Consider the following 14,112-nt stretch of genomic DNA (forward strand, 5'->3'; position numbering starts at 1 on the left):
TCGGTGCAACGCCGCTTGTCGTCGGCGCGTGCCGACCTGCGCGCAATGCGGCCGCCGCCTGTCAATTCGTGCGAGTGACCGGCGTCGTGACCGGTTGAGCGCTTTCAGTACATTCCACCGATTCGTCTGCGGCAGCGCCGCGCGTGCCGCGATGCCTGAGCCATTGCACGCACCACGTCGCGAGTACGAAGGGCGCGGTCATCGCCGGCCAGCCGAAGCGGGCGGCCGCGGCTTGCAGCACGATCGAAACGGCCACGCCGCCGAGCATTGGCACGACACCGCTATCGACGAGCGCAAGTGCGGTGAGCGCGCCGTTGAATCCTAACAGGCCGGCGTCGAACGAGTGTGGGGTTGCGCCGAGCAGAAGATGCGCGGTGCTCGCGAGTGTCGCACCCCCTAGCGCCGATAGTGCATGCCGGCGCGATGCCGCGGCGATTCCGGTCAACGCCAGCGAACCCGCTAATGCGCCCGACGCAAAGCCGGTTTGCGCGAAGCTGGCGAGTACGCCGCCACTCCATTGGGCGAAGCCTGGCGGATGCAACGAGGCCGGGCTCACAGGCTGCGCGCCGCTCGTGATCATAGGCAGCCAGCACCATGTCACGATCAGAAACGGGCTCGACAGGCAACGCAGTCCACGCGCGCGCAGCCAGCGCGACCACGGTCCCGCGAGCCACGCAGTGGCCGTCGCGGCGAGAATCGCGACGGCGGTTGCAGTCGCGGCGTCGCGGATGAAGCTGAAGGCGGCGAGTCCTGCCAGCGCGCCGTTGAAGCCGTGCAGTCCGGCGCGGGTGTCGTCGTCGTGATAGCCGGCCAGCATGGCGCTCACGTTGGCCGCGACCGCGCCCATCAGCGCCGCGCACGCAAGGCGCGGCCCGGCCACCCACCACGCGGCGATGAGGCACGCGCCCGTGAACGCATTTGGTTGCAGCACGATCTGGCCGACACTGCGCAACAGCGTGCGCAAGGCGGAGGGCGCGTCGGTCGCGGCGGCGTGCATGGATTGACGGTGGTTCGATTGAATGTCGGAATGTCGCAATGTCGATGACGCTCCCCGCGCGAGCTTGCAAGGTGAGCACGGCTCGCGCACGCAGGTTCGGCCGCAACGAAGCGAGCCGGCGCTGGCTACTGCGAACCGCGAGCATAGGCCAGCTGTGCGCACGCGGGCATCGTCGCGCGTTGATAGTGGCTATTTGGCGGGCCGCACATGTGCCCGACGAACACTCGTCGGTGACCCGCTAGCCGGCATTCGCGCTACGATATGAGCCCGGCGCGCAGGCCGCGCCGCTTTCGCGAGGAGATAGGCTGATGCGTGAACTACGGTGGGCCTCGGAAGAGGGACACGGCATCGAACATCTGACGTTCGACGTACACGATGACGGCTTCGCGGTGGAGAGCGTGGTGGTCGGCCAGCGCTACGGCCGCGCGTACGGGCTGCACTACACGGTGCGCTGCGACGCGCAATGGCGCACGCGCCATGCGTGGCTGAAGATCGTCGGCGGTGGCGAACTGGAACTGTACGGCGACGGCGCGGGCCATTGGCGCGACGGTCATGGCCTCGTATTGAGCGGGATCGAAGGCTGTATCGACATCGATATCGCGGCCACGCCGTTCACCAACACGCTGCCGATCCGCCGGTTGCAACTGGCCGAAGGCGAGCGTCAACCGATTTCGGTCGCCTATATCTCGACGCCGGATCTGCAGGTCACGCGCGTCGAGCAGGCGTATTCGTGCGTCGGCCTGAATCGCGAGTATCGCTACGAAGGTATCTTCCGCAACTTCACCGCGACCATGCAGGTGGACCAGGACGGCCTCGTGATCGACTATCCGACGCTATTCACGCGCCTGCCGCGCGCGCGTTGAGCGGCGCCGCGACCGGGCCGACATGTTCCGTTCGATCGCGGCTGACGAAGCCTTCGATGCAGGCCGCGATGCGCGCGGGCTCACGCAGAATGACCCAGTGGCCCGCATCGATTTCGCTGCGTTCGTACGCCCCGAGCCAGCCCTTCAGGCCGAGCGATAGCACGAACGAGAGGCCGTCGCGTTCGAGCAGGCCGCTCGCGCGACCAGCATCCGCCGATTGCGGTTTCGAGACCGAGGATGGAGCGCAGGTCGTGGCCTTCATCGACCGCCATGATCAAGTCCTGGATGTTCGCGAGCGTGTAGCCGCGCGCGAGCAGGTGATTGATCAGCTTGAGACGCGACACGTGCGTGTCGTCATACACGCCGACGCGGCCGCGCTTCTCCGGCGGCGCGAGTAGGCCGCGGTCCTGATAGGCGCACACGTTGCGCACGGTGGTGTCGGTGACGCGCGCGAGTTCGTCGACGATGTATTCGTTGCGCGGCGTGGCGCTCGCCGGTTTGGGGGAACCGGCAGGCGCGGGCGTAACGGGAGGCGGCTTCTTGAGCATGCGGCGATTTTGACGCGGCTGCCTTGCGCGCTAGCAGCGCGTGCTTCAGTCGCGTCGGCTGATTGCTCCGCCGGCGGTCTCTTTCGTTGCATCATCAGGCATCGTGGAGTCGCCGCGTCCCAGCGTGCGTTGCATCAGCGTCGTGTCGATCCAGCGGCCGTGCTTGAAGCCCACGGCCTTCAACGTGCCGGTCAGTTCGAAGCCCAACTGTGTGTGCAGCGACAATGAACCGCCGCTGCCGTTATCGGCGATCACGGCGACCATCTGGCGCCACGGTCCGCTTTCGCAGCGTTCGATCAGCGCCTGCAGCAACACGCGTCCGAGGCCGCGCCCGCGATAGGCGTCGCTCACGTAGATCGAATCTTCGATGGTGTTGCGATACGCGGCGCGCGGCCGGTACGGTGTCGCGTAGCAATAGCCCGCGACCTCGCCGTCGATCTCGGCGACCATGTACGGCAGCCCGTGAGCGCGCACGGATGCGAGCCGCGTGCGCAGGTCATCGACGGAAGGCGGGGTTTCTTCGAACGACGCGACGCCGCTCAGAACGTGATGTGCGTAGATCGCCTGAATCGCGGGGAGATCGGCTTCGGTGGCGTCGCGGATCGACGGGGCGCTGCGTGTGTCCGTCGACGGTGATCGTGATGGTGCCGTGCGGGTCGTGCTCATACGTGTTCCTGTCGTAGCCGGTAAAAGCGCTGAAACGCTTACTATGCTCGCCGTGCTCGCCGATTTGAAGCAGGTCAAAAATCGGCGCGATATGTGGTGGGGGAGTGGTGGGGGATCGCGGCAAACGCACGGCGAATTCGCTCTGAATTCGCTCTTATTGTTGCCGGTCGGGGCAACGCGCGCGCCTCACAGATCGAACTGATCGAATTCGCTTTGCAGTTGACGGTTGCGGGCCACACGTTCGTCGATTCCCGCGCCGAGCCGTTCTACGATCGCCGAAATCAGCAGATTGAACAGGCAGGTGAGCGGCGCGAGCGAGTCCCAGAACTGGCCGACATCGGTCTTCACCTGCAACAGATCGCCGTCGAAATCGCGCGCCCACGGACAGTAAATATCGGTGACGAGCGCGAACGGCAGGCCGCGGCGGCTGGCGGCTTCGCAATAGCGGCGCGCGACCTTCGAATAAGCGCGGGTGTCGGTGACGACCAGATACGGCGACTCGAATTCCGAGTTCAGCGAATCGACGTATGAACCGGACAGGCCATCGGAATAGAACACGCGCGGCCGAATGTATTCGAGGTAGCTGTAGAACGCGTTGCTGATGCCGCGCGTGGATTGAATGCCGAGGATGTACACAGCGTCGGCGTTCGAAATGCGCTCCGCGACGCGAGCGAACACAGGCGTTTGCGCGAGCTGGTAGACATGCTGGATCGCGCCGATCTCGAGTTCGAGCGAATGGGCAAGCGCGGCATGATGCGCGCTGGCAGCGGCGGCGTCGGGCGGGGCCTGGCCGGTTAATTCGCTTTGCCCGCCTGGGCTGCTTTGGCTGCCGCTTCGGCGGAACGCGTCGAGCCGGTCGGTGATGAGCCATGGACGCTCCTGCGCGCCGCGCAATTCGCGCTTCAGGTCGTCGAGGTTCTGGTAGCCGACGCTGCGCAGAAAGCGGCCGACCGAAATGCCGCTCGTGCCGGCTTGCTGGGCGATCTGATCGGCGGTTTCGAGGCCGAGCCGGTCGAGGTTCGCCAGCATGTAGCTGGCGACGCGTTTGGAAGTCGGCGTGAGTTCGGCAAAGCGGGCTTCGACGGTTTGAGCGAAGGCGGTCGGCATCGTGAGTCGCGGCTCGGTGGTGGATCGATCATCGGGATGATGACATATTCAACCGGCGGTTCGCTTCGTTCGATCCTGAAAAGGAGGGGCCACGGCCGTGACCGTGAGCGCCGTCACGACTGCGGCCCTAACCGACCCGCGGTTCAAACCGCCGGCCGCACCGGCGCGGCTCGCGAGAAACGCCGCGCACCCGCGACGCACGCCACCACTACGACCGTGACCAGAATCATCGCGGGGGGCACCTGTTCGTGCAGCAGCAGCCCGGCCAGCAGCAGCCCGAAGAACGGCTGGAGAAGTTGCAACTGGCCGACCGCTGCGATACCGCCAAGCGCGAGCCCGCGATACCAGAACACGAAACCGATCAGCATGCTGAAAAGCGACACATACGCGAGTCCCCAGAACGCGGCGTGGCTGACACCCTCGAACGAAGCGGGCCGGGTCCACCAGGCGAGCGGCAGCATCAGCGGCAGCGACAGCACCAGCGCCCACGAAATCACCTGCCAGCCGCCGAGATGCCGCGACAGACGCGCGCCTTCGGCATAGCCCAGGCCGCATACGACGATGGCGCCCAGCATGAGCGCATCGCCGATGGGCGATGCGTCGATGCCGTGGCGCATCGCGAACGCGACCACCGCGCTGCTGCCGAGCGCCGAGAACAGCCAGAACGCCGGTTGCGGACGCTCCCCGCCGCGCAGCACGGCGAAGATCGCGGTGGCGAGCGGCAGCAGGCCGACGAACACGACCGCGTGCGCGGCACTGACGTGGCGCAGCGCGAGCGCCGTCAGCAGCGGAAAGCCGACCACGACGCCGAGTGCGACCACGACGAGCGGAAGCAGATCGCGGCGCGCGGGGCGCGTCTCACGAAACACCAGCAACAGCAACAGCCCGAGCGTGCCGGCGATCGTCGCGCGGGCGACGGTCAGAAACACCGGGTCGAGGCCTTGCACGGCAAGCCGCGTGGCGGGCAGCGAGCCGCTGAAAATCAGTACGCCTGCGAGACCACTGAGCCAGCCGTTCGTCGTCTTGTCCATCGGAAGAGTCCATATGCCCACGAAATAGAACGCATAGGATCCCGCTTTCCGCCGAAAAAGGTAAGCTACAGATCAGTACAATTCGTACAAACTGTACCGAACATGGAGCAGTACAGATGGTGGAACGTGAGAGCAGCCGGGGCGCGTCGGGCACGCGTGTCGGCGCGGTGATGGACAGTTTGCGCGAGCGCATCGCGAGCCGCTCGCTGATGCCGGGCGCGCGCGTGGCCTCTATCCGCGCGATGACCGAGACACTCGGGGTATCGAAGTCGACCGTCGTGGAAGCCTACGACAGGCTGGTCGCGCAAGGCGTGATCGTCGCGCGGCGAGGCTCCGGATTTTTCGTGTCGGGCCATGCGCCGCCGTTCGCGCTCGCCGATCTCGGGCCGCGTCTGGATCGCGAGGTCGATCCGCTGTGGCTCACGCGGCAGTCGCTGGAGGCGGGGCCGAAGGTGCTGAAACCTGGCTGCGGCTGGGTGCCGGCCGCGTGGCTGCCGGAAGACGGCGTGCGCCGCGCGCTACGCGCGGTGGCGCGCGATCCGCAGTCCGTGCTCGCCGACTACGCATGCCCGGCCGGTCTGCCCGCGCTGCGCCAGCAACTCGCGTGGCGGCTCTCGCAGCACGGCGTGGATGCGCCGCCCGAGCAGATCGTGCTGACCGACGGCGGCACACACGCGCTCGATCTGGTGTGCCGCTTCCTGCTCGAACCGGGCGACACCGTGCTGATCGACGATCCGTGCTATTTCAACTTTCAGGCCTTGCTGCGCGCCCATCGCGCCCGCATCGTGAGCGTGCCGTACACGCCTTGCGGGCCCGATCTGGCGGCGTTCGAACGGGCACTGATCGAGCACCGTCCGCGGCTCTATGTAACCAACTCTGCGATCCACAATCCCACCGGCGCGACGCTCGCGCCGGCTGTCGCGCATCGGCTGTTGAAGCTCGCGGGTGAGCACGATCTGCTGATCGTCGAGGACGATATCTTCGCCGACCTCGAGGACGAACCCGCGCCGCGTCTTGCGGCGTTCGACGGGCTCGCGCGGGTGGTGTCGATCGGCAGTTTTTCGAAGACCCTGTCCGCGGCGGTGCGCTGCGGCTACGTCGCCGCGCGCGCCGAATGGATCGAGCCGCTGATCGACCTGAAGCTGGCGACGACGTTCGGCAACGGCCAGCTCGCGGCGAGCGTCGTGCATCGCATGCTGGTGGGCGGCACCTACCGACGGCATCTGGAGTCGATGCGCGCGAAGCTCGCCGACGCGATGGGCGAGACCGTCAGGCGGCTCGGCTATGCGGGCCTCGATATCTGGACCCGGCCGCGCGGCGGCATCTTCGTGTGGGCCCGTTTGCCGGATTCGCTCGATGCCGCCGACGTCGCGCGTCATGCGCTCGCCGACAACGTCGTGTTCGCACCGGGCAACGTGTTCAGCGCGTCGCAATCGGCGGCGGGCTTTCTGCGCTTTAACGTCTCGCAATGCAATCGCCCGAAAGTGTACGAGGCGTTGCAACGGGCGATGGAAGCGTCGGCCGTGACAGGAGGAAGGGAGCGGGAGCGCGCCTGAACGCGCGCATCCCGCGAAGCTATTCGCCCTTCGGGCGAAGCTATTTGCACAAAAGAAGCAGGCGCTCCTGATCCGTGCAGGTCGAGCGAGGTTTCTGCGCCGCTTGCGTGGCGGCCGCGTTCATCGCGGCGCTCCTGTTCGTCAGGCACGCGCGCAGATGCTTTTCGACCGGCCCGTAATATTTCCAGCCGCGCACGAGGGGCGGCAATTCGAGCTTCACCTGCTTCCATTTGGGATGGCCGTGCTCCTGCAGTGTGTCGAAATTCGCGCATAGCGAGTCGGCGAAGCGGTTCAGATTGCCGACGGTATCGCGCAGGCCATAGTCGTAAGTGACGAGAAAGGCCTTGACGGTCAGCGCGGGGACGTCTTCCTTCAACCAGGTCGGGTAGCTGGCCGTGCGGATCGTGGTGGGGAAGTAGGTCTGCCTGGCGCGCGCGGTTTCGGGCGCGGCGGGATCGACCCGCAAGAGGCGGATCTGTTGCAGCAGCTCCGGGTTCATGTCGTTGAACAGCTTGGCCGGCTGCCCGACCACGATGATCGCGACGTCCACCTTCTTCACAATCAGCGCGGCGAGCGCGTCCTCGTTGCTCAGGTGCTGGACGTTCTGTGCGGGAATCGGCTGGCCGAACATCAAGTGGTAGAGCGTCGTGGCCGTTTGGGCCGTGCCGCTGCCCAGCAAGCCGACGCTGATGGTCTTGTCCTTGATGTCGGCGAGGGTTTTCAGCGGCGAATCTGCGCGCACCACGACGTTAATTTCCTCGTCGTAGAGCGGCATGATGAGCCGCAGCGGCCGGATCGTCGTGCCCGCGTCGGAGTTGCCCGCGTTCGCCATGTCGATGTAGGCCTGGTACACATCGGACTGCACCAGCGCGAGTTTGACGCCGGGCTCGAAGCGCATGCGCTGCACGTTCTCCGCGGAGCCCTTCGACGCCACCACGTCGAGGTCGATGCCGACCGGTTGAGCGACCCATTTCGACAGATCCTGGCCGATCTGGATATAGGTGCCGCGCTCGGGCCCGGTGACGATCTTGTAGTGCGCCGGTTCTGCGCCAGCGAGTGAACATACCAGGATCAGCGCCAGCCCCAGCCATCCCGCGAGAAGTCTCTTCAGCATGGTCTATTCACCTATCGGTCAGGTTGTACAGCCTCGCGCGTCAGTGCGCGTGAAGCGCAAGAGAGCCGGTTGCCATGTCATGTTCGACGCGCCTCGATGGCCGCGTCCGTCTGTTGCCGCTCAGAGCGCACGCATTAATGTGTGCGCTCTGAGCGGATATCTGCTATGTGATTCGGTATCCAAACCAATTTCACTGGCCGGTTGGCGTGCTGGTTGACGATTGTCCGCCGTTCGACGGTGCCCGGCGCCAACCGGAATCCTTGATGGCGCGCTCGCGCGCGTCGACGCCATTTGTCGTTCCTGCGGTGCCGGCGCGCGGCGCTGCCGCGGACAACTCGCCGGTTGCCGGCACGCCTTGCGGCAACGGTGTTTGCCGTTGACCCTGTTGCGTTGCCGCGGCGGCCTGTGGCTGCGCGAGCGGTTTGCCTTGCGCCGGTGTGGCGGTTGCAGCGTGCGGGTTAAGCGGCGCCCAGCCGGTCTCCCGAATCACGCGCGCGAGGATGCCCTTGGCTGTTTCGTTGCCGGTGTCGAGCGTGAGCGCCTCGTTGGCATGCGCGCGCGCGCAGGGCCACGACTGCTGCGCGATGCATGTTTGCGCGGCTTGCAATGCGGCGTCGCGGCGCGCGGTCAGGGGCCGCAATTCAGACGCCAGGTCCTGCGCGGCGCTGTTGCCCGGTTGCATCGCCAGCGCGGCACCGAGTGCGGCTTGCGCGGCGGACAGGTCGTTGGCGCGAAACGCGAGCCGCGCCGCTTGCAGGGCTGGCGTGACATCGCGGAACTGTGGAGCAGGTCTGGCAGGCGTCGCGGCGACGGGCGGCGCGGCAACAGGCGGCAGGACGGCGGGTGGTGCGACGACGGTTGCCGCAGCGACTGGTGGCGCGACGACCGGTGGCGCGACAGGCGTTGCGGGAGCGGGTGGCGTTATCTTTGCCACGTTGGCCGGTGCAGAAGGCCTGGCTGCGGCGGCAGGGGGAGTCGATTGAGCCGGTACGAATGGCGCGATCGTACCGGTCGCCATTCTGGCGTCCCGAGCAGTGGGGGTGGTCTGATCGCCATTCGTGTCTTCCGAATCACTGCCGGCGCTAAATAGCGCAAAAGCGACAAACGCCAGGCCGATGACGACAAGGACGGCAATCGCAATCAGCGCGTGGCGAAACGTGAGTCCTCCTTCACGCGGCGGATAGCTGTTGTCGTCATACGGCGGGAGAGGCACGTGCGTTGACGCTGGCGCGGTACGAGGTGTGGCCGCGGGTGGGGCGGCCTCGTCGGGACGCATAGCGTGGACCGTCGCGGTGTCACCCGACGAAGCCTGCGCGTCGTGGAATTTCTGACGGGCCTGATCGCTCGCGCCGGTCCGGCTGGCTGCGAACGGCGTGCGTCGGTATGAGCTCTCTTCGAGTGGATGTACCGCGCCGCAATATGGACAATAGTCGACCTGCCGGTACAGTGCACCGCCACAGCGTTTGCAGGGTGTTGGAAAACTATGGCCGAGTGCCGTCTGGGTGGACATGCCGTGGACCCGCCTGTGGAAAACGATGCCATTACGGCATGCTCCGGATCGTGTTGAGGCTGGAGCCTTGTCCGCGGAATCACGATCCACATGCGCCGGAGAGTCAGGAAACGCAAGCCGCGCTTGCACTACCCATGCTTCCAATATGTGGTGTTTCGCTCATAACGTCAATCACCGTTGGCACCTATCTTGTGTGCGCTACCGCACATTGCCAGGTACGACGAAACAGTGCGGATACTGCAAGAACGGCTGGACGTGTGCGTTTTTCCAGTGTTTCAAGACCACTGCACGCGCGCATGAATTGCGGCGCTTGCGCAACGCGACAGCATGGCGACGAATATGAAAACGAGGTCGATGCGCGTAGCGCTCGACCTCGTCCCGATCCCGTCATATAAGCGCTTGCATCAAGCACCGAAAGACACGCCGGCGGCAATCAATTCTTGCGCAGCGGATGATCCTTCAGCAGCCACGCGAGCGCGAAAGCCAGCACCACGACGCAGGCGGCCGCGAGATACACCGTGTGCAACGCACCGGCGAACGCATGCAGATAGTCGTTGCGCAACGCGTCCGGCAACTGGTGGATCGCGGCGGGTCCCAACGCATGCGGCAGTTCCGTGTCGGGTGGAATGAGCTTTTCGAGGCGGGCGGCGAGTCCGTTCGAGAACACCGCACCGAAGCCGGCCACGCCGATCGAACCGCCGATCGAACGGAACAGCGTCGCGCCGGAAGTGGCCACACCCACGTGTTTGAACTCGACGGCGTTCTGCACGGCGAGAATCAGCACCTGCATCACCATGCCGAGACCGCAACCGAGAACGCCCATGTAGAGATACATCACATGAATCGGCGTGTCGATCTGCAGACGCGAGAGCAGCATCATCGCGATCGCCACGAGAGCGGTGCCCATGATCGGGAATAGGCGGTACTTGCCGATCTTGCTGATCACGCGGCCCGTCACCATCGACATCACGAACAGGCCACCCATCATCGGCAGCATCTGCATGCCCGCCGCCGTCGGCGTCGAACCTTTGACGACCTGCAAATAGAGTGGGATGAACGTCACCGAGCCGAACAGCGACACGCCGATGATGAAGCCGATCAGGCTGCTCAGCAAAAACGTGCGTTGTTTGAAGAGTTGGAGTGGCATGATCGGTTCGACCGCGCTGCGTTCTTCGTGGATGAAACCCCAGATGGCCACGAGCCCCATGCCGAGCGTGAACCACAGTTGCGGCGACGACCACGGCAGGATCGTGCCGCCCTGGCTCGTGAACAGGATGATGCAGGTGAGCGCGCCGGCCAGAAACGCGGCGCCCATGTAGTCGATGGTGTGCTTCACGTGACGAACGTGCGGCTTGAACACCGCGCCGATCACGACGAGCGACATGATGCCGAGCGGCAGGTTGATGTAGAAAATCCAGCGCCAGGTGAGGTGCTCGACGAGAAAGCCGCCGAGCAGCGGCCCAATCACGGTCGCAAGACCGAACACGCCGCCGAACACGCCCTGATAGCGGCCGCGCTCGGCCGGCGGAATCACGTCGGCGATCGCGGCCATCGTCACGACCAACAGGCCGCCGCCGCCGAGCCCTTGCAGTGCGCGCAGCACGATCAGCTGGGTCATGTTCTGCGCGAGGCCGCACAGGGCGGAGCCGACCAGGAACACGATGATCGCCGTCTGCAACACGATCTTGCGGCCGAACAGGTCGCCGAACTTGCCGTACAGCGGCACGACGATGGTCGAGCTGAGCAGGTAGGCGGTCACGACCCAGGACAGGTTGTTGAGCCCGCCGAGTTCGCCGACGATGGTCGGCAATGCGGTCGAGACGATCGTCTGATCGAGCGCGGCGAGCAGCATGACCAGCAGCAGCGCCGGGAACAGCAGGCGGATAGGCGGGTGGGCGGCGACTGGCGAGTCGGCCCGCGAGTCCGGGTGCAAGCCGGGCTGCGCGTACGGCTTCATACGCTCGACGGGTTGAGTTGTGGTCGATTGTTTCATGGCACCGGGGCATTGAAATTAATTAATTCAGAGATTAATATATGCGACATCGCGTCACTCGTCAAATTGAATGCAATGGCAAGGATTCCAGCAGATGACCGTGCGGCGAAAAAATCGCCGCGTGACACGGCCGCCATCAAGGCGGGCAAGGTGCCCAAGCGCGCTGTGAAAGCCGCGTCGGAAGACTCGACACGCGCCGCGACCGCCGCAACCGCCGCGCCCGCCCGCCGCCCTGGCAGGCCGACGGGCGCCGCACGGGGAACAGAGCAACGCAGCCGTCTGCTCGACGCCGCGCTGACGCTGTTCGCGCGGCAGGGCATCGTCGACACCACGCTCGGCGAGATCGCCCGCGAGGCGGGATTTACGCCGGCGATGATGCATTACTACTTCAAGACGCGCGAACAGTTGCTCGACGTACTGGTCGAGGAGCGCTTCGGGCCGTTGCGCGCGGAGCTCGGCATGCCGTTTCAGGAGAATCCCGACGATCCCGTTGCCGCGATCACGCAGCTCACACAGCGGCTCGTGCTGGTGGCGAGCGAGCATCCGTGGTTTCCGTCGCTGTGGGTGCGCGAAGTGATCAGCGATGGCGGCCTGCTGCGCCAGCGCATTCATGAGCGCTTCGGCAACGCGCATCAGAAGGCGTCGCTGGCGGCCATCGCGCGCTGGCAGAAAGAAGGCCGTCTTAACGCGGGACTGGAACCCGCCTTGGTGTTCGTCTCGCTGATGGGGTTGACGCTTCTGCCGCTAGCCACGCTGAAGTTGTGGCGCAACGACCCTTTGCGACGCAACATCGGCGGCGAAGAGATCGCGCGGCACGCGGTCGCGTTGCTGCTTCACGGGATAGGTCCGAGGAAAGCGGGCTGACGCCCGGCGCGTTTTGAAATGCGCGCAGACCGGCCCACTCGCCCACCGGTCAGACAACGCTGCGGCGACCCCGCAGCCGCAACGTGCCACGACCGACCCACGCGACTCGCTGCGTCAGGCTTGACCTTTCTTTTCCCATTCTTCAAAGGCCGCCTTGGTCGTTTCGTTTGGCGGATAGGTGCCCGGCAACGCCGCGCCTTCGCGAATCCGCTCCGTGAGAAACGTTTCGAACTGCTCCTGCGCGACGGCAGCTGGCGCGATCTCCGCGGCCATCTTGCGTGGAATCACCACCACGCCGTCCGCATCGCCGACGATCACATCGCCGGGAAACACGGCGACGCCGCCGCAGCCGATCGGCACATTGATATCCACCGCATGATGGCGAATCAGATTCGGCGGCGCGCTCGCGCCCGCGCAGAACACCGGCATGCCGAGCGCGGCGATCGTCGCGCTGTCGCGCACCGGGCCGTCGGACACCATGCCCGCCACGCCGCGCACCTGCAAACGTAGCGAAAGAATCGAACCGAACGACGCGCTGCCGCGCTCGCCGCGGCAATCCTGCACGAGCACGTGACCGGCCGGAATCGTTTCGACGCATTTGCGCTGTGCGTACTCGGGGTCCGCGAACAGTTCGAGCACGTCGATGTCCTCGCGCGACGGAATGTTGCGCAGCGTGAACGCCGGCCCGACCAGATTCGCGCCGCTGTGCGAAGCGAGCGGCGCGACTCCTTGCATGAACGTATTGCGCAATCCGCGCTTGAACAACTGTGTGGTCAGTGTGGCAGTGCTGACATGGCGGAGTGCGTCGAGCGTCGCAGAGTCGAGATCGGACATGGTGTGGGGTGGCCTCAGGTCAAGGAGCGGGGTAGTCGGCAAACGCATGCTGCATGGCGCGCCACTGGTGATGGCGAAGGCGCCGACGCGGCCTTCGCGCTCACGATGATAGCGCTGCGGCTCCCCAGACGGCCGGCCCGTGCGGACATCGCGTGAGCATGATGTCAGCGGCGAACAGGCAGTGCCATGCACGCTCGACGCGGACGCGGCACGCCACGTGCTACCAGGGAGGTGGATGTGAGCGCCGTGCGAGTCGAACGGCTCGCCGGCGCCGCAAAAAATACGGATTTCGGAAAAGACGTCTGGCGGGAAGGGCGGTGCAAATGGGGTCTGCACGCGCTGCCGTGGCGAATCGGATGTCGGCATCGGTCTGTCAGCGCGAAGGCCGAAAGCCGTTTTTTCATCGGCGTGCAGTTTTAGCGCGTTACTGTGGGCGGGTCGCGCTTGGGCCATGACCGACAATCTTGGCCCTGTTTGCAACTCGTTGCATGAATTCGAGTCGGAACCATGAACAGCACTTTCGCAGCCGCGCAAACCGGCGGCAAGCAACAGAACGAAACATTGGCCACGTCTGACGGCCTAACCGGTTTTTTAGAGCAACAACAGAAAATGAACGGAGCATTGAGACTCGATCAGGCCACGATCGTGCTCGTAGAAGACGACCCGGATAGCCGGGAATCGCTGACCTTGTTACTCGAAGCAGAAGGCGCCATAGTCTGCGCGGTAGCGGATGCGGAGGAAGGTGTCGAAGCGGCGCTGAGGTTGTCACCCGACGCTGTCGTCTGCGATCTCGACCTGCCGGCCATGGATGGCTTCTATCTGATCCAGCGGCTGCGCGACCACGAAATTCGCAGCGATCACTCGCCGTCGGTCGCGGTGGCGCTCACCGGTCACACTGACGACGCCTACCGCTTGCGCAGTATCGGCGAAGGCTTTCAGCATTTCATGACCAAGCCTGCGTTGCCGGAGGAACTGGTGACGCTGCTGCGCGACGCGATCGACGCCCGCGCGGCGGGTTGATTTGCCGGG

Annotated in this window: 13 protein-coding genes and 1 pseudogene; 4 read left to right on the plus strand and 10 right to left on the minus strand. The window is 65.3% G+C overall.

Features of this window, described 5'->3' with window-relative positions; translation table 11 throughout:
* Positions 1-61 precede the first annotated feature (61 nt).
* Positions 62-997 (minus strand): urea transporter, encoded by a 936-nt coding sequence (locus B0G69_RS24000; RefSeq protein ID WP_121321642.1) that lies wholly within the window; start codon positions 995-997, stop codon positions 62-64.
* Between the two features lie 308 nt (positions 998-1,305).
* Between B0G69_RS24000 and B0G69_RS24005 the strand changes: the two genes are divergently transcribed.
* Entirely contained in the window at positions 1,306-1,860 is a 555-nt protein-coding gene (locus tag B0G69_RS24005; protein ID WP_121321644.1) for a putative glycolipid-binding domain-containing protein, read from the plus strand.
* Here the strand turns inward: B0G69_RS24005 and B0G69_RS43005 are convergent.
* The 5 genes and pseudogenes from B0G69_RS43005 to B0G69_RS24030 all read right to left on the minus strand — a co-directional run bounded on the left by B0G69_RS43005 (position 1,835) and on the right by B0G69_RS24030 (position 5,212).
* Positions 1,835-2,122, minus strand: coding sequence for a hypothetical protein (locus B0G69_RS43005; RefSeq protein WP_347232532.1), 288 nt, complete (start codon positions 2,120-2,122; stop codon positions 1,835-1,837). The genes B0G69_RS24005 and B0G69_RS43005 overlap by 26 nt on opposite strands.
* Positions 2,055-2,408 (minus strand): annotated as a pseudogene (locus B0G69_RS24015) (MerR family transcriptional regulator); the annotation flags it as partial. The pseudogene B0G69_RS24015 and the gene B0G69_RS43005, both read right to left, overlap by 68 nt.
* Before the next feature lie 45 nt (positions 2,409-2,453).
* Positions 2,454-3,074 (minus strand): GNAT family N-acetyltransferase, encoded by a 621-nt coding sequence (locus tag B0G69_RS24020; RefSeq protein WP_121321646.1) that lies wholly within the window; start codon positions 3,072-3,074, stop codon positions 2,454-2,456.
* 186 nt (positions 3,075-3,260) lie between these two features.
* Positions 3,261-4,181, minus strand: a complete 921-nt coding sequence (locus B0G69_RS24025) for a MurR/RpiR family transcriptional regulator (RefSeq protein ID WP_121321648.1) — start codon at positions 4,179-4,181, stop codon at positions 3,261-3,263.
* Between the two features lie 143 nt (positions 4,182-4,324).
* Complete coding sequence (locus B0G69_RS24030; RefSeq protein ID WP_121321650.1) at positions 4,325-5,212, minus strand: DMT family transporter; 888 nt, start codon at positions 5,210-5,212, stop codon at positions 4,325-4,327.
* Between the two features lie 116 nt (positions 5,213-5,328).
* Here B0G69_RS24030 and B0G69_RS24035 point away from each other — a divergent pair, with 116 nt between their 5' ends.
* Positions 5,329-6,768: a PLP-dependent aminotransferase family protein gene (locus B0G69_RS24035; protein WP_121321652.1), complete on the plus strand. Its 1,440-nt coding sequence runs from the start codon at positions 5,329-5,331 to the stop codon at positions 6,766-6,768.
* Positions 6,769-6,808: 40 nt separating this feature from the next.
* On the opposite strand, the gene B0G69_RS24040 is transcribed toward B0G69_RS24035, so the two are convergent.
* The 3 genes from B0G69_RS24040 to B0G69_RS24050 form a co-directional block, all read right to left on the minus strand.
* Positions 6,809-7,882: a TAXI family TRAP transporter solute-binding subunit gene (locus B0G69_RS24040; protein ID WP_121321654.1), complete on the minus strand. Its 1,074-nt coding sequence runs from the start codon at positions 7,880-7,882 to the stop codon at positions 6,809-6,811.
* A 190-nt stretch (positions 7,883-8,072) separates the two neighbouring features.
* Positions 8,073-9,392, minus strand: a complete 1,320-nt coding sequence (locus B0G69_RS42810; protein WP_121321656.1) for a hypothetical protein — start codon at positions 9,390-9,392, stop codon at positions 8,073-8,075.
* Positions 9,393-9,825: 433 nt separating this feature from the next.
* Positions 9,826-11,385: an MDR family MFS transporter gene (locus B0G69_RS24050; RefSeq protein WP_121321658.1), complete on the minus strand. Its 1,560-nt coding sequence runs from the start codon at positions 11,383-11,385 to the stop codon at positions 9,826-9,828.
* 75 nt (positions 11,386-11,460) lie between these two features.
* On the opposite strand from B0G69_RS24050, the gene B0G69_RS24055 reads away from it, so the two are divergent.
* Positions 11,461-12,249, plus strand: coding sequence for a TetR/AcrR family transcriptional regulator (locus B0G69_RS24055; protein WP_121321660.1), 789 nt, complete (start codon positions 11,461-11,463; stop codon positions 12,247-12,249).
* A 114-nt stretch (positions 12,250-12,363) separates the two neighbouring features.
* Here the strand turns inward: B0G69_RS24055 and B0G69_RS24060 are convergent, their stop codons facing one another.
* Entirely contained in the window at positions 12,364-13,083 is a 720-nt protein-coding gene (locus tag B0G69_RS24060) for a ribonuclease activity regulator RraA (RefSeq protein WP_121321662.1), read from the minus strand.
* 507 nt (positions 13,084-13,590) lie between these two features.
* Between B0G69_RS24060 and B0G69_RS24070 the strand changes: the two genes are divergently transcribed.
* Positions 13,591-14,103, plus strand: coding sequence for a response regulator (locus B0G69_RS24070; protein WP_121321666.1), 513 nt, complete (start codon positions 13,591-13,593; stop codon positions 14,101-14,103).
* The last annotated feature ends 9 nt before the right edge of the window (positions 14,104-14,112 follow it).

Origin of the sequence: Paraburkholderia sp. RAU2J (genome assembly GCF_003634845.1) — a bacterium.
GTDB lineage: Bacteria > Pseudomonadota > Gammaproteobacteria > Burkholderiales > Burkholderiaceae > Paraburkholderia > Paraburkholderia fynbosensis.